The 16,242-nt window shown below is 71.4% G+C and carries 16 protein-coding genes; 9 read left to right on the forward strand and 7 right to left on the reverse strand.

Annotation, left to right across the window (positions count from 1 at the left end):
• Positions 1-44: 44 nt before the first annotated feature.
• Both BTM25_RS16860 and BTM25_RS16865 read right to left on the reverse strand, forming a co-directional pair.
• Positions 45-947: an SDR family oxidoreductase gene (locus BTM25_RS16860; RefSeq protein ID WP_103563825.1), complete on the reverse strand. Its 903-nt coding sequence runs from the start codon at positions 945-947 to the stop codon at positions 45-47.
• Between the two features lie 172 nt (positions 948-1,119).
• The gene (locus BTM25_RS16865) at positions 1,120-1,812 is read right to left on the reverse strand and encodes a DedA family protein (RefSeq protein WP_235828446.1); all 693 of its coding nucleotides are present in this window, start codon (positions 1,810-1,812) and stop codon (positions 1,120-1,122) included.
• A gap of 202 nt (positions 1,813-2,014) precedes the next feature.
• On the opposite strand from BTM25_RS16865, the gene BTM25_RS16870 reads away from it, so the two are divergent.
• The 5 genes from BTM25_RS16870 (at position 2,015) to BTM25_RS16885 (ending at position 8,827) form a co-directional block, all read left to right on the forward strand.
• Positions 2,015-2,683, forward strand: coding sequence for an AIM24 family protein (locus BTM25_RS16870; protein WP_103563827.1), 669 nt, complete (start codon positions 2,015-2,017; stop codon positions 2,681-2,683).
• Positions 2,684-3,102: 419 nt separating this feature from the next.
• Entirely contained in the window at positions 3,103-6,816 is a 3,714-nt protein-coding gene (locus BTM25_RS16875; RefSeq protein WP_103563828.1) for a multifunctional oxoglutarate decarboxylase/oxoglutarate dehydrogenase thiamine pyrophosphate-binding subunit/dihydrolipoyllysine-residue succinyltransferase subunit, read from the forward strand.
• 71 nt (positions 6,817-6,887) lie between these two features.
• Entirely contained in the window at positions 6,888-7,064 is a 177-nt protein-coding gene (locus BTM25_RS29710; protein ID WP_168212130.1) for a DUF6104 family protein, read from the forward strand.
• Between the two features lie 96 nt (positions 7,065-7,160).
• Positions 7,161-8,003, forward strand: a complete 843-nt coding sequence (locus tag BTM25_RS16880) for a DUF4097 family beta strand repeat-containing protein (RefSeq protein ID WP_103563829.1) — start codon at positions 7,161-7,163, stop codon at positions 8,001-8,003.
• Complete coding sequence (locus BTM25_RS16885) at positions 8,000-8,827, forward strand: PadR family transcriptional regulator (RefSeq protein WP_103563830.1); 828 nt, start codon at positions 8,000-8,002, stop codon at positions 8,825-8,827. Before BTM25_RS16880 ends, BTM25_RS16885 begins: the two co-directional genes overlap by 4 nt.
• Here the strand turns inward: BTM25_RS16885 and BTM25_RS16890 are convergent.
• From BTM25_RS16890 to BTM25_RS16905, 4 genes are read right to left on the reverse strand one after another with little or no spacing between them, the layout of a single operon-like run.
• Positions 8,824-9,792, reverse strand: coding sequence for a zinc-binding dehydrogenase (locus tag BTM25_RS16890; protein WP_103563831.1), 969 nt, complete (start codon positions 9,790-9,792; stop codon positions 8,824-8,826). The genes BTM25_RS16885 and BTM25_RS16890 overlap by 4 nt on opposite strands.
• Before the next feature lie 34 nt (positions 9,793-9,826).
• Positions 9,827-10,594 carry an amino acid ABC transporter ATP-binding protein gene (locus BTM25_RS16895; RefSeq protein ID WP_328589646.1) on the reverse strand — a complete coding sequence of 256 codons (768 nt, stop codon included), beginning with the start codon at positions 10,592-10,594 and terminating at the stop codon, positions 9,827-9,829.
• Positions 10,591-11,523 (reverse strand): amino acid ABC transporter permease, encoded by a 933-nt coding sequence (locus BTM25_RS16900; protein ID WP_103563832.1) that lies wholly within the window; start codon positions 11,521-11,523, stop codon positions 10,591-10,593. Before BTM25_RS16900 ends, BTM25_RS16895 begins: the two co-directional genes overlap by 4 nt.
• A gap of 4 nt (positions 11,524-11,527) precedes the next feature.
• Positions 11,528-12,499 carry an ABC transporter substrate-binding protein gene (locus BTM25_RS16905; protein ID WP_103563833.1) on the reverse strand — a complete coding sequence of 324 codons (972 nt, stop codon included), beginning with the start codon at positions 12,497-12,499 and terminating at the stop codon, positions 11,528-11,530.
• Between the two features lie 356 nt (positions 12,500-12,855).
• Here BTM25_RS16905 and BTM25_RS16910 point away from each other — a divergent pair, with 356 nt between their 5' ends.
• Positions 12,856-14,046 carry an NAD(P)-dependent malic enzyme gene (locus BTM25_RS16910; protein WP_103563834.1) on the forward strand — a complete coding sequence of 397 codons (1,191 nt, stop codon included), beginning with the start codon at positions 12,856-12,858 and terminating at the stop codon, positions 14,044-14,046.
• A gap of 50 nt (positions 14,047-14,096) precedes the next feature.
• Here the strand turns inward: BTM25_RS16910 and BTM25_RS16915 are convergent, their stop codons facing one another.
• Entirely contained in the window at positions 14,097-14,453 is a 357-nt protein-coding gene (locus BTM25_RS16915; RefSeq protein ID WP_103563835.1) for a S24 family peptidase, read from the reverse strand.
• 150 nt (positions 14,454-14,603) lie between these two features.
• Between BTM25_RS16915 and sodN the strand changes: the two genes are divergently transcribed.
• The 3 genes from sodN (at position 14,604) to BTM25_RS16930 (ending at position 16,164) form a co-directional block, all read left to right on the forward strand.
• On the forward strand, positions 14,604-15,005 hold the full coding sequence (gene sodN / locus BTM25_RS16920; protein ID WP_103563836.1) for a superoxide dismutase, Ni: 402 nt from the start codon (positions 14,604-14,606) through the stop codon (positions 15,003-15,005).
• A 110-nt stretch (positions 15,006-15,115) separates the two neighbouring features.
• Positions 15,116-15,595: a GNAT family N-acetyltransferase gene (locus BTM25_RS16925; protein ID WP_103563837.1), complete on the forward strand. Its 480-nt coding sequence runs from the start codon at positions 15,116-15,118 to the stop codon at positions 15,593-15,595.
• Between the two features lie 140 nt (positions 15,596-15,735).
• A complete protein-coding gene (locus BTM25_RS16930; RefSeq protein ID WP_378186400.1) occupies positions 15,736-16,164 on the forward strand; it encodes an ATP-binding protein in 429 nt (142 codons plus the stop codon).
• Positions 16,165-16,242: the final 78 nt, after the last annotated feature.

The following is a 16,242-nucleotide window of genomic DNA, read 5'->3' on the forward strand; positions in this document are numbered from 1 at the left end:
CCGCGCCGGGCGGCGTGCGCGGCGGCGTGAAGCGTGCGCGCGGGTCAGGACGTGAGCTGCTGGATCAGCGGCCCCATCTGCTCGCCGACGTTGCCGAAGACCGCGAGCGGCTCGGCGGCGTTGATCGCGTCCCAGTTGTCGCGGACGGACTCGACCGAGAGCGTCTCCTTGGTGCCCCAGCCCGGCCCCTCGGCGACGAAGATCTTGGCGATCCGGCCGCCGCCGACGGTGTAGACCTGCCCGGACTCGGCGACGCTCTCGTGCGCGAGGAAAGCCACCAGCGGCGTCACCTGCTCGACGCCGAGCGCGGCGGCGAAGTCGGCGGGCAGCAGGTCCTCGGTCATCCGCGTCCACGCGACGGGCGCGATGGCGTTGGCCTTGATTCCGTACTTGGCGCCCTCGTGGGCGAGCGTCTTGGTGAACCCGACGAGGCCCATCTTGGCCGTCGCGTAGTTGGCCTGGCCGAAGTTGCCGAACAGGCCCGCCGGGGACGAGGTGTTGACGACGCGCCCGTAGCCCTGCTCGCGCAGGTGCGGCCACGCGGCGCTGGTGACGAGGAACGAGCCGCGCAGGTGGACGGCGATGACGGCGTCGAACTCCTCGACGGTCATGTTCTTGAACGACTTGTCGCGCAGGATCCCGGCGTTGTTGACGACGATGTCGACCTTGCCGAACGCGTCCAGCGCCGTCGCGACGATGCCCGCCGCGCCCTCGGGGTCGGCCACGTTGCCCGGGTCGGCGACGGCCTCGCCGCCCGCCTTGGTGATCTCGTCCACGACCTCCTGCGCCGGACCGGCCGACGCGCCGACGCCCGACCGGTCGCCGCCGAGGTCGTTGACGACGACCTTGGCCCCGCGCGCGGCCAGCTCCAGCGCGTGCCGGCGGCCGAGCCCGTGCCCGGCGCCGGTCACGATCGCGACCCGCCCGTCGTAGCGCAGTTCCGACATCCCTGTCTCCTCACATCGCCGAGTCACTGCGGTCGTCCGCCGGTCGTCCGGCCGGACGTCCCCAGGTAACCACCAAAGGGTTACCCAGTGGTACCACCTGACCGAATCCGACTCGGTGACGACCCCGCCCGGACGACCCGCGCGGCGCGGGAGGCCCCGCGCGAGGACGCCGTCAGCGCGGGACGGGAGTGTCGTGGCCGGCGTCCTGCTGGGCCTCGTCCTCCTCCTGCGCCTCGCGGCGGCGCTTGCGGACGCTCCACACCACGACGCCCACGACGACGAGCACGGCCAGCGCGATCGCCAGGCCCCGGCCGACCATCGTCGCGGCCCGGTCGAACGCCTGCCCGGCGAAGTAGCCGCCGAGCGTGTAGGCGACGACCCAGGTCACCGCGCCGATCGCGTTGAAGACCAGGAAGCGCGGATACGGCATGCGCGAGGCGCCGACCAGCGCGGGCATCAGGGCGCGCAGCAACGCGGTGAACCGGCCGAGGAACACCGCGAACGCGCCCCGGCGGCGGATGAGGTCCTGGGCCTTGGCCACCTTCGCCGTGTGTTTCTCCATCGGACGGGTGGCGAGCAATCGCGTTCCGTACTTGCGGCCGATCTCGTACCCGACCGAGTCGCCGGTGATCGCCGAGCCCACCGCGATGACCAGCAGCAGCGGCAGCGACAGGTGGCCGCTCGCGGCGAGCACCCCGCCCACCACGATCGCGGTCTCGCCGGGGAAGAGGAACCCGAAGAACAGGGCCGCCTCGGCGAACACGAGCGCGCCGATGATCAGATAGACCACCGCAGGCGGCAGCCCGTCCACCAGGGCGTTGAAGTTCTCCAGCATCAGGCCCCCCGAGCCTTCGTGCGGCTTCACCAGGACCCGATTCGGCCCACTCGCCATCGTAGCCGGGGGTCTCCGCCGGTCCTTCCCCTTGCGGGAGGATTGCCGGGGCCCACCGCAGGGACGACCCTCGTCGTCTCGGAGGGGGACCCGATCAGCCTTCAGGAGGACGGATCCTGTCACCGGACGTCCCTAGGCTGACGTCTCCACGTCCGAAACCCCAGCAAGGAGCGCCATGCGCAGCCCGTTCTTCAACAACATGGACCAAGGGCAGGTCCCCGGTCACTTCGTCCTCCAGAACCCGAAGATGCTCCGCGTCCACCTGAACGGCGACGTGATCGCCCGCCAGGGCGCGATGGTGGCGTTCCAGGGCCAGATGGACTTCGAGTACCAGGGCGCGGGCGGCGTCGGCAAGTTCATCAAGAAGATGATCACGCAGGAGGGCGCGCCCCTGATGCGCGCCAACGGCCAGGGCCTGCTGTTCCTCGCGCACAACGCCGAGGACATCCACCTCTTCTACCTGGAGAACGAGTCCCTGACCGTCAACGGCGCGAACATCCTCGCCTACGACTCGCACCTGGCCACGGACATCAAGCGGGTGCAGGGCGCGGGAATGATGGCGGGCGGCCTGTTCAACACCACGCTGACGGGCACGGGCTGGGTGGCGCTGCACACCCACGGCACCCCCGTCCTGCTGGACGCGGGCCGCGCCCCCACCTTCGCCGACGCCCAGTCCGCCGTGGCCTGGAGCACGGCCCTCCAGACAGGCGTCAACCGCACGATCAAGGCCGCCGCCCTGATCGGCCGGGGCAGCGGCGAGGCGGTGCAGCTCTCCTTCCAGGGCCAGGGCTTCGTGCTCGTCCAGGCCAGCGAAGGCCCCACCGTCCCCACCCACACCCACTGACACCCGCACCAACACACCACCCGCGCAGCGGGCGCAGACCATGCGTGTGCACGCCCGCGCAGCGGACGCAGACCGCATGTGCGGGCACGAACCGCGAGCGGACGCATGTTCGCGCGCGGCGTCGTCCGGGAGGTCGAGGGCGAGCGCACGCGCCCGCGCGCGGGTTCGGCGCGGCGGCGAGCCGTCAGGCGAGCCGCCGCGCCGGGGATCCGACCTCGGTCGGCGCCGCGCGCCGGGTGAGTGATCTTGCCTTGGCGCGAGCCCCGGGGTGAGATCGGGCGGTGTGGGGCGTATTGCCCGGGACGGAGGGGGATCCACCGGCCAAGGGCGATGAGCTGGCAGATGTGCGGCGTCAGTGCGAGTAGCCTTGACGTGTTTCAGAACCCACCTGCGAGCTGCGGAAGAGGGCGATCTCCGCCGTGTCGACAGAGTCGTCGCAATCAAGTGCCGACCCCATGCACCCAGACTTCGGCGCCAACGAGTGGCTGGTCGACGAGCTGTACCACAAGTACCTCGAAGACCCGACCTCCGTTGACGAGGCCTGGTGGAACTTCTTCGCGGACTACCGGCCGGGCTCGCGCCCCGCCGCGACCGCCTCCCCCGAGGCGACGGTCCCCGCGAACGGTTCCGCCCCGGCGACGGCGGCGGCGCCGCCGACACCTCCGGCCCCCGCGCAGCCGGCCGAGCCCGCCGTCCGGACGACGGAGAAGCCGGCCGCCAAGCCGCAGGAGAAGGCGGTGGCGGCCAAGCCGGCCGCGACGCCCGTCCCGGCGGGCGCGGAGGAGGTGCGGCTGCGCGGCGTCGCGGCGCGCACGGCGGCGAACATGGAGTCGAGCCTCACGGTCCCGACGGCGACGAGCGTCCGGGCCGTCCCGGCGAAGCTGCTGATCGACAACCGCATCGTCATCAACAACCACCTGAAGCGCGGACGCGGCGGGAAGGTCTCCTTCACGCACCTGATCGGTTACGCGATCGTCCGCGCGCTGGCGGCGATGCCGGAGATGAACGCCGCCTACACCGAGGTGGACGGCAAGCCGGTGCTGGTGCGGCCCGAGCACGTCAACTTCGGTCTGGCGATCGACCTGCAGAAGGCCGACGGCCAGCGGCAGCTCGTCGTGCCGAGCATCAAGGCCGCCGACACCCTCGACTTCCGCCAGTTCTGGGCGGCGTACGAGGAGATCGTCCGCAAGGCGCGCAACAACAAGCTGACCCTGGAGGACTACCAGGGCACGACGATCAGCCTCACGAACCCGGGCACGATCGGCACGGTCCACTCGGTGCCGCGCCTGATGCCGGGGCAGGGGACGATCGTCGGCGTCGGCGCGATGGAGTACCCGGCGGAGTTCGCGGGGGCGTCGGGCGACACGCTGTCCCGGATGGGGATCAGCAAGGTCATGACGCTGACCTCCACCTACGACCACCGGATCATCCAGGGCGCCCAGTCGGGCGACTTCCTGCGCCGCATCAACGAGCTGCTGCTCGGCGCGGACGGCTTCTACGACGAGATCTTCGAGGCGCTGCGGATCCCGTACGAGCCGGTGCGCTGGGTGAAGGACATCTCGGCGTCGCACGAGGACGACGTCGCGAAGGTCGCCCGCGTCCACGAGCTGATCCACGCCTACCGGGTCCGGGGCCACCTCATGGCCGACACCGACCCGCTGGAGTACAAGCAGCGCCGCCACCCCGACCTGGACATCCTGCAGCACGGCCTCACCCTGTGGGACCTGGAGCGCGAGTTCGCGACGGGCGGGTTCGGCGGCGAGCCGACGATGAAGCTGCGCGACATCCTCGGCGTGCTGCGGATGGCGTACTGCCGGACGGTCGGCATCGAGTACATGCACATCCAGGACCCCGAGGAGCGCGCCTGGATCCAGGAGCGCGTGGAGGTCCCGCACGACAAGCCGTCGCGCGAGGAGCAGCTCCACGTCCTGCGGCGGCTGAACAGCGCCGAGGCGTTCGAGACGTTCCTGCAGACGAAGTTCGTCGGGCAGAAGCGGTTCTCGCTGGAGGGCGGCGAGTCGCTGATCCCCCTGCTGGACTCGGTGATCTCGGCGGCGGCGACGGACTCGCTGGACGAGGTCGTCGTCGGCATGGCCCACCGGGGCCGCCTGAACGTGCTCGCCAACATCATCGGCAAGTCCTACGGGCAGATCTTCGGCGAGTTCGAGGGCAACCTGGACCCGCGCAGCGCGCAGGGCTCGGGCGACGTGAAGTACCACCTCGGCGCGTCCGGCGACTTCACGGCCGCCGACGGGTCCACGATCCACACCGAGCTGGTCGCCAACCCGTCCCACCTGGAGACGGTCGACCCGGTGCTGGAGGGCGTGGTCCGCGCCAAGCAGGACCTGCTGGACGTCGGCGAGGCCGGGTTCACGGTCCTGCCCGTCCTGATCCACGGGGACGCGGCGTTCGCCGGGCAGGGCGTGGTCGCCGAGACGCTGAACCTGTCGCAGCTCCGCGGTTACCGCACGGGCGGCACGGTCCACGTCGTGGTGAACAACCAGGTGGGCTTCACGACGGCGCCGGAGTACTCGCGGTCCAGCGTGTACTCGACGGACGTGGCCCGGATGATCCAGGCGCCGATCTTCCACGTCAACGGGGACGACCCGGAGGCGTGCGCGCGGGTGGCGCGGCTGGCGTTCGAGTACCGGCAGACGTTCAAGAAGGACGTCGTCATCGACATGGTCTGCTACCGGCGGCGCGGCCACAACGAGTCCGACAACCCGTCGTTCACGCAGCCGCTGATGTACGACCTGATCGACGCCAAGCGCTCGGTCCGCAAGCTCTACACCGAGGCCCTGATCGGGCGCGGCGACATCACGGTCGAGGAGGCCGAGGCGGCGCTGCGCGACTACCAGGAGCAGTTGGAGCGGGCGTTCACCGAGACGCGCGAGGCGGTGAAGAAGCCGCTGGAGCCCGGTTCGGTGGTGAAGCCGGACGTCGAGGAGCGCATCCCGATCGACCACGCGTCGGTCCCGACCGCGATCCCCGCCGACGTCGTGAAGCTGCTCATCGACTCGCAGGTCAACCTGCCGGAGGGCTTCAGCGTGCACCCGCGCCTGCAGCCGATCCTCCAGCGGCGCGTGCAGTCCGTCGGCGAGGACGCGATCGACTGGGCGACCGGTGAGCTGCTGGCGTTCGGGTCGCTGCTGATCGACGGCCGCCCGGTGCGGCTCGTCGGGCAGGACAGCCGGCGCGGGACGTTCGGGCAGCGGCACGCCGTCCTGGTCGACCGCAGGTCCGGCGAGGAGTACACGCCGCTCAAGCAGTTCGGCCAGGGCGTGTCGAAGTTCTACGTCCACGACTCGCTGCTCAGCGAGTACGCGGCGATGGGCTTCGAGTACGGCTACTCGATGACCCGTCCGGACGCGCTCGTGGCGTGGGAGGCGCAGTTCGGCGACTTCGCCAACGGCGCGCAGTCGGTCATCGACGAGTACATCTCGTCGGGCGAGCAGAAGTGGGGCCAGCGGTCCTCGGTCGTGCTGCTGCTGCCGCACGGCTACGAGGGCCAGGGGCCGGACCACTCGTCCGCCCGCATCGAGCGGTACCTGCAGCTCTGCGCGCAGGACAACATGACGGTCGCCTACCCGACGACCCCGGCGAACTACTTCCACCTGCTTCGGTGGCAGACGCTGTCGGGGCGGGAGAAGCCGATGGTGGTGTTCACGCCGAAGTCGCTGCTGCGGCTGAAGGCGGCGACGTCGCCGGTCGCGGAGGTCACCGAGGGCCGGTTCCAGCCGGTCATCCCCGAGGCGAACCCGGCGGTCGACCCGGCGGGCGTGACGCGGGTGCTGCTCACCACCGGCAAGATCTACTACGACGTGGCGAAGACGCGGGACGCCAAGGGCCGCACCGACACCGCGATCGTGCGGGTCGAGCGGCTGTACCCGCCGCCGGTGGACGAGATCCGCGCCGAGCTGGCCAAGTACCCGAACCACACCGAGGTCGTGTGGGTGCAGGACGAGCCGGCGAACATGGGCGCGTGGCCGTTCATGGCGCTGAAGCTGCCGCACCACATCGACGGCCTGCGGCTGTCGCGGGTGTCGCGGCGGGCGTCGTCGTCGCCGGCGGTGGGGTCGGCGAAGGTGCACCAGGCGGAGCAGGAGGCCCTGCTGGAGCGCCTGTTCGGATAACGGTGGACGAGCCGGGGGCTCCGGGGCGCGACGGCGCTCCGGAGCCCCCGGCCGTTCCGGGAGGGAACGGTATGTACTTCACCGATCGGGGCATCGAGGAGCTGGCGGACCGGCGGGGCGCCGAGGACGTCAGCCTGGCCTGGCTGGCGGAGCGGCTGCGCGAGTTCGTGGACCTGAACCCCGAGTTCGAGACGCCCGTGGAGCGCCTGGCGACCTGGCTGGCGCGGCTGGACGACGAAGACGAGTGACGTAACGCGATACATCTTGACTTTCCAGCGTCGCGACATATCGTGTTGTCGGCGGGGCCGCGACGCGGGCGGCACGGGACGTGAGAGGCGGCACAGATGACGCGCTGGACGATCGAGGAGCCCGTCGAACTGGACTTCGACGGCGTGGTCACGCTGCGGGCGACCGTCCTGTCCGGCAGCATCGCGGTTCTGGCCAGCGACGCGCCCGGTGCGAAGCCGTCGGTCGTCGTCCACGAGGTCTCCGGGCCGCCGCTGGTGCTCGTCCACGAGGCGGGGCTGTTGACGATCACGCAGGAGAAGCTGGTCGAGAACCTGTTCGGCCTGCTGCGCGCCCCGAAGGCGCGCGTCGAGATGACGGTCACGGTCCCCCGCGAGTGCCCGGTCACGCTGAACCTCGTCGCGGCCGACGGCCTGGTCTCCGGACTCGGCGCCCGCGCGTCGATCAAGAGCGCGTCCGGGACGGTCACGCTCGACGGCGTCACCGGGGACGTGGACGCCAACACGGTGTCCGGCGCCGTCGAGGCCACCGACCTGGACGGGACGGTCTCGTTCACGTCCGTCTCCGGGGACCTCGCGCTCGCGGGCGGGACCGTCGCGCGGCTCGGCGCCCGCACGGTCAGCGGACGCGTCACCGCCGACGTGGGGCTGCTCGCGTCCGGGCGGATCGACGTCCACTCGGTGTCGGGCGACGTCGCGCTGCGGGTGCCGGAGGGCACCGGCGCGTCGGTCGCGCTGAACAGCGCCGCGGGCGTCATCGACACGACCTTCGCCGGGCTGCGGCGGCAGGAGGTCGGCATCATGAAGAACATCGGCGGCACGATCGGCGACGGCGCGGGCAGGGTGTCGGTCACGACCGTCTCCGGCGCCGTGACGCTGCTCGGCCGCGCCGCCGGCGACACGTCCGCGATCACCGTCCCCGGATCGGAGAACCCCCGTTGAGTCCCGTCTTCGGCCACGGCCGCCTGCGGCTGTACCTGCTCAAGCTGCTGGAGGAGAGCCCGCGGCACGGCTACGAGGTGATCCGGCTGCTCCAGGACCGGTTCCTCGGCGTCTACTCGCCGTCGCCGGGAACGATCTACCCCCGGCTGGCGCGGCTGGAGACCGAGGGCCTGGTCACGCACGAGATCGTCAAGGGCAAGAAGGTCTACTCGCTGACCGACGCGGGCCGCGCCGAGCTGGAGCGCCGCATGGACGAGCTGGCCGAGCTGGAGGACGAGATCTCCGCGTCCGCGCAGCAGTTCGCCCGCGAGGTGCAGCAGGACGTGCGGCAGACCGTCCGGTCGCTGCGCGAGGAGCTGACGCAGGCCGCGCGGACGGTGCGCGAGCAGGGTCGGCAGGCGTCCCGCGAGGCGTGGCGCGAGTCGTCGGAGACCGGCCGCGACGCCTGGCGCGAGACGGCCGAGACGACCCGCGACGCCTGGCGCGACACCGCCGAGACGGCCCGGGACGCCTGGCGCGGCACCGCCGGGTCGACCCGGGACGAGTGGAAGCGCCAGAAGGAGCACTGGAAAGAGCAGACGCAGGCGTGGAAGGAGGAGTGGCGGCGCAACTGGGAGGACGCCTGGCGCACCGCCACCGGCTCCCGCGAGGACATCGCCCGCCTCAAGCTGGAGCGCCTGCTGAGCACGTTCGTGACCGAGGTGCGCGCGGAGGCCGCGGGCGCGGGCCTGGCCGACGGCGGTCTCGACCGTGCCCGCGCCATCCTGAATGAAGCCCGTGCACGGCTGTACGCCGAGGCGTTCCGTCCCCGCGAGGACCGCTAGGGAACGAAGACGATCTTGCCGAAGACGTCGCCCTTCGCCATCGCCGCGAACCCGTCGCGCGCCTCGGCGAGGGGCAGGACGCGGTCGATGCGCGGACGCGTCCCGGTGGCGACGAGGAACCTGGCGAGCCGGTCCAGCTCGTCGCGCGTGCCCATCGTGGAGCCGACGACCTCCAGTTGCAGGAAGAACACCCGGTTCAGCTCGGCCGGGGGCAGTTGCCCGCTCGTCGCGCCCGACACGACGACCCGTCCGCCGGGCCGCAGCGACTTCAGCGAGTGCGACCAGGTGGCCTCGCCGACCGTCTCGATGACGGCGTCGACCCGCTCGGGCAGCCGCGCGCCCGGCTCGACCGCCGCGACGGCGCCGAGTTCGAGGGCCTGCTCCCGCTTGGCGGCGCTGCGGCTCGTCGCGTAGACGCGCAGGCCCGCCGCCGCGCCGAGCGCGATGGCGGCGGTCGCGACGCCGCCGCCCGCGCCCTGCACGAGCACCGAGGCGCCCGGCTGCACGCCCGCCTTGGTGAACAGCATCCGGTAGGCGGTCAGCCACGCCGTCGGGAGGCATGCGGCCTCCTCGAACGTCAGTTCCGGCGGCTTGGCGACGAGATTGCGGCGCGGAACGGCCACCTTCTCGGCGAGCGTGCCCGGGTGGAACTCCGACAGCAGCGTCCGCTTCGGGTCCAGCGTCTCGTCGCCGCCGCCGCGCGCCGCGTCCGCGACGACCGCGTGGACGATGACCTCGTTGCCGTCCTCGTCCACGCCCGCCGCGTCGCAGCCGAGGATCATCGGGAGGTGCTCGGCCCGCAGCCCGACGCCGCGCAGCGACCACAGGTCGTGGTGGTTGAGCGCGGCGGCGCGGACGGTCACCGTCGTCCAGCCGTCGGGGGCCTCCGGCGCGGGCCGCTCGCCCAGCTCCAGTCCGTTCAGGGGCTCTTCCGCGTCGAACCGCGCGGCCGTGACAGCGAACATGGCGCCCACCCTACGCAGCGGCCCCGCGCCGGGATCACAGCACCCGCGACAGGAAGTCCCGCGTGCGCGGATGCGACGGGTTCGCCAGCACCTCGCGCGGATCGCCCTCCTCCACGACCGCGCCGTCGTCCATGAAGACCAGCGAGTCGCCGACCTCGCGCGCGAACCCCATCTCGTGCGTGACGACGATCATCGTCATGCCGTCCAGGGCGAGCCGTTTCATGACCTCCAGGACGTCGCCGACCAGCTCCGGGTCCAGCGCGGACGTCGGCTCGTCGAACAGCATCAGCGCCGGTTCCATCGCGAGGGCGCGGGCGATCGCGACGCGCTGCTGCTGCCCGCCGGAGAGCTGCGCCGGGTAGCTGCCGGTCTTGTCGCCGAGCCCGACCCGCTCCAGCAGCGCGCGGGCCTGCTCGCGCGCTTCCGTCCGGCCCCGCCCCTTCACCTGGACGGGCGCCTCCATCACGTTCTGGAGCGCCGTCATGTGCGGGAACAGGTTGAACCGCTGGAACACCATGCCGATCTCGCGGCGCTGCCGGGCGACGTCCCGCTCCGGCAGCTCGTGGAGGCGCCCGCCCTTCTCGCGGTAGCCGACGAGCCGCCCGTTCACCCACAGCCGCCCGCCGTCGATCTTCTCCAGGTGGTTGACGCAGCGCAGGAACGTCGACTTGCCCGAGCCGGACGGCCCGATGACGCACATCACCTCGCCCGGCCGCACCGCGAGGTCGACGCCGCGCAGCACCTCCGTCCGGCCGAACCGCTTGTGGACGTTCTCCGCGCGCACCATGAACTCGGGCGTCATCGCGTCCCCTTCCCGGCGGGCCGCGCCGTCCGCAGGTTCGCCCACAGCCGCTCCAGCATCGTCTGCCGCCGCGCCGCGCCGCGTCCGAAGTAGCGCTCCAGGTAGAACTGGCCGACCGTCAGGACGGAGGTCATGACCAGGTACCAGGCGCTGGCCAGCAGCAGCAACGGGATCGTCTGATACGTCCGGCCGTAGATGATCTGCACCGAGTACAGCAGGTCCGCGACGGCGATCACCGACACCAGCGACGACGTCTTGAGCATCGAGATCGTCTCGTTGCCCGTCGGCGGGATGATCACCCGCATCGCCTGCGGCAGGACGATCCGGCGCATCGACTTCGCCCGGCTCATCCCGAGCGCGCACGCCGCCTCGTCCTGGCCCGGATCCACCGACAGGATGCCCGCCCGGACGATCTCGGCCATGTACGCGGCCTCGTTCAGCCCGAGCCCGAGGCAGCCCGCCACGAACGGCGTGATCACCGCGTTGGCGCTGAAGTCGGCGAACGTCGGACCGAACGGGATCCCGATCGAGAAGCGCGGGATCAGCGCGCTGATGAACCCCCACAGCAGGATCTGCACGAGCACCGGCGTGCCCCGGAACGCCCAGATGTAGAGCCAGGACGTCCCGGAGATCAGCGGGTTCGGCGACAGCCGCATCACCGCCAGCAGGACGCCGCCGACGACGCCCATGACCATCGCGATCGCGGTGAGGCCGAGCGTCGTCCCGATGCCCGACAGGACGGCGTCGGCCGTGAAGTACCGGCCCATCACGTCCCAGCCGAAGCGCTCGTTGTGCGCGACGCTGTAGACGGCCCACACGGCGACGTAGAGGATCAGCGCGGCGGCGACCCACCGGCCGTAGTGCCGGACGGGGACGGCCCGGATCTCGGGCCGTCCCGCCGGCTCGTTGTCCTTGACGAGGCTCGTCATCGGATCAGCTCTGCGCCCCGTTGATGCCCGGGGCGCCCAGCGATCCGCTCTCCACGCCCCACTTCTGGAGCAGCTTGGCGTAGGTGCCGTCGGCCTGGAGCGCCTTCAGCGCGCCGAGCAGCGCATCCTTGGTCGTCCCGAGGTCCTTGCCGACCGCGATGCCGTAGGGCGCGGTGTCATAGGTCGCGCCGGACACCTCGAACTGGCCGTTCGACTGCTTGGCCGCGTAGTCGATCACCGGGGAGTCGGCGAGGACGGCGTCCGCGCGCCCGCTGGACAGCGCCAGGTTCGCCCCGTTCTGGTCGGGGTAGGGCAGCGCTACCGGGGCGGGCTTTCCGGCGTCCTTGCACTTCTTGGTGCGGGCGCCGGTGCCCTTGGCGGGGTCGATGACGTCCGACAGCTCGTCCAACTGGACGGTGCCCTTCTCGACCGCGACCTTCTTCCCGCACAGCGACAGGTCGTCGGGCTTCAGCCCGGACGGGTTGGCCGCCTTCACCATCAGCGCCGACCCGGCCGTGAAGTAGGTGACGAAGTCGACCGTCTTCTCCCGGTCCTTGTTGTCGGTGAGCGACGACATGCCGAGCTGGTACGTTCCGGCCTTGATCCCGGGGATGATCGCGTCGAAGCCCGCCTTCTGGAACGCGAACTCGACGCCGAGCTTCTTGCCGAGCGCCTTCCCGAGGTCCAGGTCCAGGCCGATGATCGTCTTGTTGTCCGCCGCGTAGAACTCGTTCGGCGCGTACGACGGGTCGGTGGCGACGGTCACCTTGCCCGCCGACGCGATGGACGCGGCGAGCTTGGCCTTGAGCGCCGGGTCCGGCTTGATCGCGGCGAAGACGTCCCCGACGTCCTTGCCGGGCGCCGTGGAACCGCCCTCGGTGCCGTCGTCGCCGCCGCAGGCCGACAGCGCGAGGGCGCCCGCCAGGACGAGGGACCCGACCGCAGCGGCGCGGCGGTGCAGAGAACCGGTCTTCACAGGCTTCCCTCCAGGGGAGTACGTCGGATCGTGATACCCGAGGTCAGAGCGCATTTTTCCACTGCGAAAGTTTCGATCCGGTTAAACGGGGAGACACGATTCGGACACTGGGTGACCAAGGCGGCGTCCCGGACACCCGGTCGGGACGGGCCGCGACGACGGTGAGCAGCCCGTTCTGGACGGCGTCACGTGACGTCCACCACCCGTCCCGCCCCGGGGCGCCGCCACGCCCATGTGGCACAATCAGGTAACGGGTGACCCCCGTTACGTCGCGAGATGTCCCCGAGTGGTCGGCCACCAGACCATCACCACCGCGGCGGCATCGCAGAATTCCCATTTCTCTGACAGGGGTCGCTGTGTCCGCTCAACCTCTCCCCACCGAACCGCACTCATTCGACGACGATCCGGCGTTCCGGCTGCACCGCGGCGGAAAGCTGGAGATGCGCTCCACCATCCCCGTCCGCGACGCCGACGACCTGTCGCTCGCCTACACGCCCGGCGTCGCCCGCGTCTGCACCGCGATCGCCGAGCGGCCCGAGCTGGCCTACGACTACACGTGGACGTCCAAGGTCGTCGCCGTCGTCACCGACGGGACCGCCGTGCTCGGCCTCGGGGACATCGGCCCGGCCGCGTCCATGCCGGTCATGGAGGGCAAGTCGCTGCTGTTCAAGGAGTTCGCCGGCGTCGACTCGGTGCCCATCGCGCTGAGCTGCACCGACACCGACGAGATCGTGGACACGGTCATCCGGATGGCCCCGAGCTTCGGCGGCATCAACCTGGAGGACATCAGCGCCCCCCGGTGCTTCGAGATCGAGGACCGGCTGCGCGCCGCCCTCGACATCCCCGTCTTCCACGACGACCAGCACGGCACCGCGATCGTCGCGCTCGCCGCGCTCCAGAGCGCCGCCCGGCTCGTCGGCCGTCCCCTGTCGGACCTGCGCGCGGTCGTGGCCGGCGCGGGCGCGTCCGGCATCGCCGTCTCCAAGATCCTCATCGAGGCGGGCATCGGCGACATCGCGCTGTCGGACAGCAAGGGCCTGATCTACGAGGGCCGCGACGGCCTCAACCCGATCAAGCAGCAGATCGCCGCGATCACCAACCGGTCGCTGCTCAAGGGCTCCACCGAGGAGGCGCTGCGCGGCGCGGACGTCTTCATCGGCCTGTCGGGCAGCACCGTCCAGGAGTCCTCGATCGCCACGATGAGCGACGACGCCATCGTGTTCGCGCTCTCCAACCCCACCCCCGAGGTCCACCCCGAGGTGGCGCGGCGGCACGCCCGCGTCGTCGCGACGGGCCGCAGCGACTACCCGAACCAGATCAACAACGTGCTGGCGTTCCCGGGGATCTTCCGCGGCGCGCTGGACGTCCGCGCCCACTCGATCACCGAGGGCATGAAGCTCGCCGCCGCGTCGGCGCTGGCCGGCATCGTCGGCGAGGACCTCTCCCCCGACTACGTCATCCCGAACCCGTTCGACGAGCGGGTCGCCCCGGCCGTGACCGCCGCCGTCGCGGCGCAGGCCCGCGCCGAGGGCGTCAACCGGATCTGAGGCACCGCGCCCGCGTCCCCGGCTCCGGGGGCGCGGGTCCACCGCCGGGTTCACCGCCGGGCGCGGCGCAGCAGCCCCACCCGGCGCAGCGGACGGTAGCGGGCCACCGCGCGGCCCAGCACCCGGCCGTCCGGGACGGCGCCGAAGTCCCAGCTGTCTCGGCGGCCGGGCGCGTCCTGGTTGTCGCTCTCCAGCCACCAGCCGTCGCCGTCGCGGAACGTGGCGCGCTTCACGATGACGGTCTCCGGGTCGTCCGGCCGCCGCGCGACGACGAGGTCGCCGGCCGCCACGTCCCCGCCGGACAGGACGACGAGCCGGTCCCCGGGACGCAGCGCGGGCAGCATCGAGGCGCCCGTGACCTCGGCGCGGATCAGCGCCCGCCCCTTGATGATCTTTGCCCAGTCCATGGCCGTCCCCCCGCATAAGCGCCGCCGCAGCGGTCAGAAAGCGGGCAGGGCTTAGGCCGAAATACCGAGCGCCCTGGGCGATCCCGCCCGGTCTCATCAGAGTAGTGTCGGTGCCCTGAGCATGATCCGTTACAAGGAAGGGAAGCACAGGTGTTCGTCAGCCTTCTGCGCCGCAGGACCACGGTCTCCGCGCACTGTGACCTGCCGTGCGGCGTCTACGACCCGGCGCAGGCCCGTATCGAGGCCGAGTCGGTCAAGGCGATCATCGAGAAGTACAACGCGAACGAGGACCCGGCGTTCCGGACCCGCGCGATCGTGATCAAGGAGCAGCGCTCCAACCTCGTCAAGGAGCACCTGTGGGTGTTGTGGACGGACTACTTCAAGCCGCCGCACTTCGAGAAGTACCCGCAGCTCCACACGCTCTTCAACGAGGCGACCAAGCTCGCGGGCGCGGCCGGCACGAAGGGCGGCCTGGACGTCAAGGTCGCCGACGACCTGCTCGCGCGGATCGCCGAGATCGACAAGATTTTCTGGGAGACCAAGCAGGCCTGAGCCTGTGATCTCCTGAGCCCGAAGGCCCGCTCCCGCTCCGGGGGCGGGCCTTCGCGGTTCGCCCCGGGCGGCCGTGACGCAGCGTGCGGATTCGCGGATAACCTCGGAGCATGATCCGCGAGGCCACCCCGGACGACGTGCCGCTCGTCCTGCGGCTCGTCCACGAGCTCGCCGCCTACGAGCGCGCCCCGCACGAGGTGCGGGCCACCGAGGACGACCTGCGCGCCCAGTTGTTCGGCCCGGACGCGGCGGCGTCCGCGCTGATCGCCGAGCAGGACGGCGAGCCGGTCGGCTTCGCGGTGTGGTTCCGGACGTTCTCGACCTGGCTCGGCCGTCCGGGCATCCATCTGGAGGACCTGTTCGTCCGTCCGGAGGCGCGCGGCGGCGGGCACGGCCGGGCGCTGCTGCTGGAGCTGGCGCGGATCGCCGTCGCGCGCGGCTACGGCCGGGTCGAGTGGTCGGTGCTGGACTGGAACGCTCCGGCGATCGGCTTCTACGAGTCGCTCGGCGCGCGTCCGCAGGACGAGTGGACCGTCTACCGGCTGACCGGCGACGCGCTGCGGGACGCGGCCGGAGCCCAGAGTTCATGATCACCTACGCACCGGGCGAACCGGACACCGATGCTCACCGCACGACGGAAGATCACCCGGAACCTCACGCGCGGCGATGCTCGCCGAGGTCGTGATTAGCGGTAGTTTCGGAGACAGCGGACCATCCCACGAGGAGTGACGTGACCGAGGAAACCGCCGCGATGGCGGCCAGTACGGAGGATTCCGTGCGTGACGTCGTGACGGTGAAGCTCCCGGCCGCGGGCGCGTACCTGTCGGTGCTGCGCACCGCGACGGCCGGGCTCGCCGCCCGGCTCGACTTCACGCTGGACGAGATCGAGGACCTGCGGATCGCGGTCGACGAGGCGTGCGCGATGCTGCTTCCACAGGCCGTGCCGGGCACCGATCTGACCTGCGAGTTCGAGCTGACCGACGAGGCCATGAGCATCGCCGTGTCGGTGCTCACGGTGGACGGCGCCGTCCCGAGCCGCGACACGTTCGCCTGGACGGTGCTGTCGTCGCTCGCCGGCGAGGTGGACGCGAAGGCGGCCGCGGACGACCGGGTGATCGTCACGTTGCAGAAGCGCCGGTCGGGGGGCCTGGCCCTGTGACGGAGAAGACGACGGTGGCCGGGGACAGCACCGGCAACGAGCGTTCCGACAGCGCGGTCCCCGACCGCGCCCGCGCCC

It is taken from the genome of Actinomadura rubteroloni, from assembly GCF_002911665.1.
GTDB classification, from domain to species: domain Bacteria; phylum Actinomycetota; class Actinomycetes; order Streptosporangiales; family Streptosporangiaceae; genus Spirillospora; species Spirillospora rubteroloni.

What these genes read in the sequence shown, in the direction of transcription:
- BTM25_RS16860 (WP_103563825.1), bottom strand. Translation starts at nt 947, where the DNA reads ATGTCGGAACTGCGCTACGACGGGCGGGTCGCGATCGTGACCGGCGCC.
- BTM25_RS16870 (WP_103563827.1), top strand. Translation starts at nt 2,015, where the DNA reads ATGCGCAGCCCGTTCTTCAACAACATGGACCAAGGGCAGGTCCCCGGT.
- BTM25_RS29710 (WP_168212130.1), top strand. Translation starts at nt 6,888, where the DNA reads ATGTACTTCACCGATCGGGGCATCGAGGAGCTGGCGGACCGGCGGGGC.
- BTM25_RS16880 (WP_103563829.1), top strand. Translation starts at nt 7,161, where the DNA reads ATGACGCGCTGGACGATCGAGGAGCCCGTCGAACTGGACTTCGACGGC.
- BTM25_RS16890 (WP_103563831.1), bottom strand. Translation starts at nt 9,792, where the DNA reads ATGTTCGCTGTCACGGCCGCGCGGTTCGACGCGGAAGAGCCCCTGAAC.
- BTM25_RS16895 (WP_328589646.1), bottom strand. Translation starts at nt 10,594, where the DNA reads ATGACGCCCGAGTTCATGGTGCGCGCGGAGAACGTCCACAAGCGGTTC.
- BTM25_RS16900 (WP_103563832.1), bottom strand. Translation starts at nt 11,523, where the DNA reads ATGACGAGCCTCGTCAAGGACAACGAGCCGGCGGGACGGCCCGAGATC.
- BTM25_RS16915 (WP_103563835.1), bottom strand. Translation starts at nt 14,453, where the DNA reads ATGGACTGGGCAAAGATCATCAAGGGGCGGGCGCTGATCCGCGCCGAG.
- BTM25_RS16925 (WP_103563837.1), top strand. Translation starts at nt 15,116, where the DNA reads ATGATCCGCGAGGCCACCCCGGACGACGTGCCGCTCGTCCTGCGGCTC.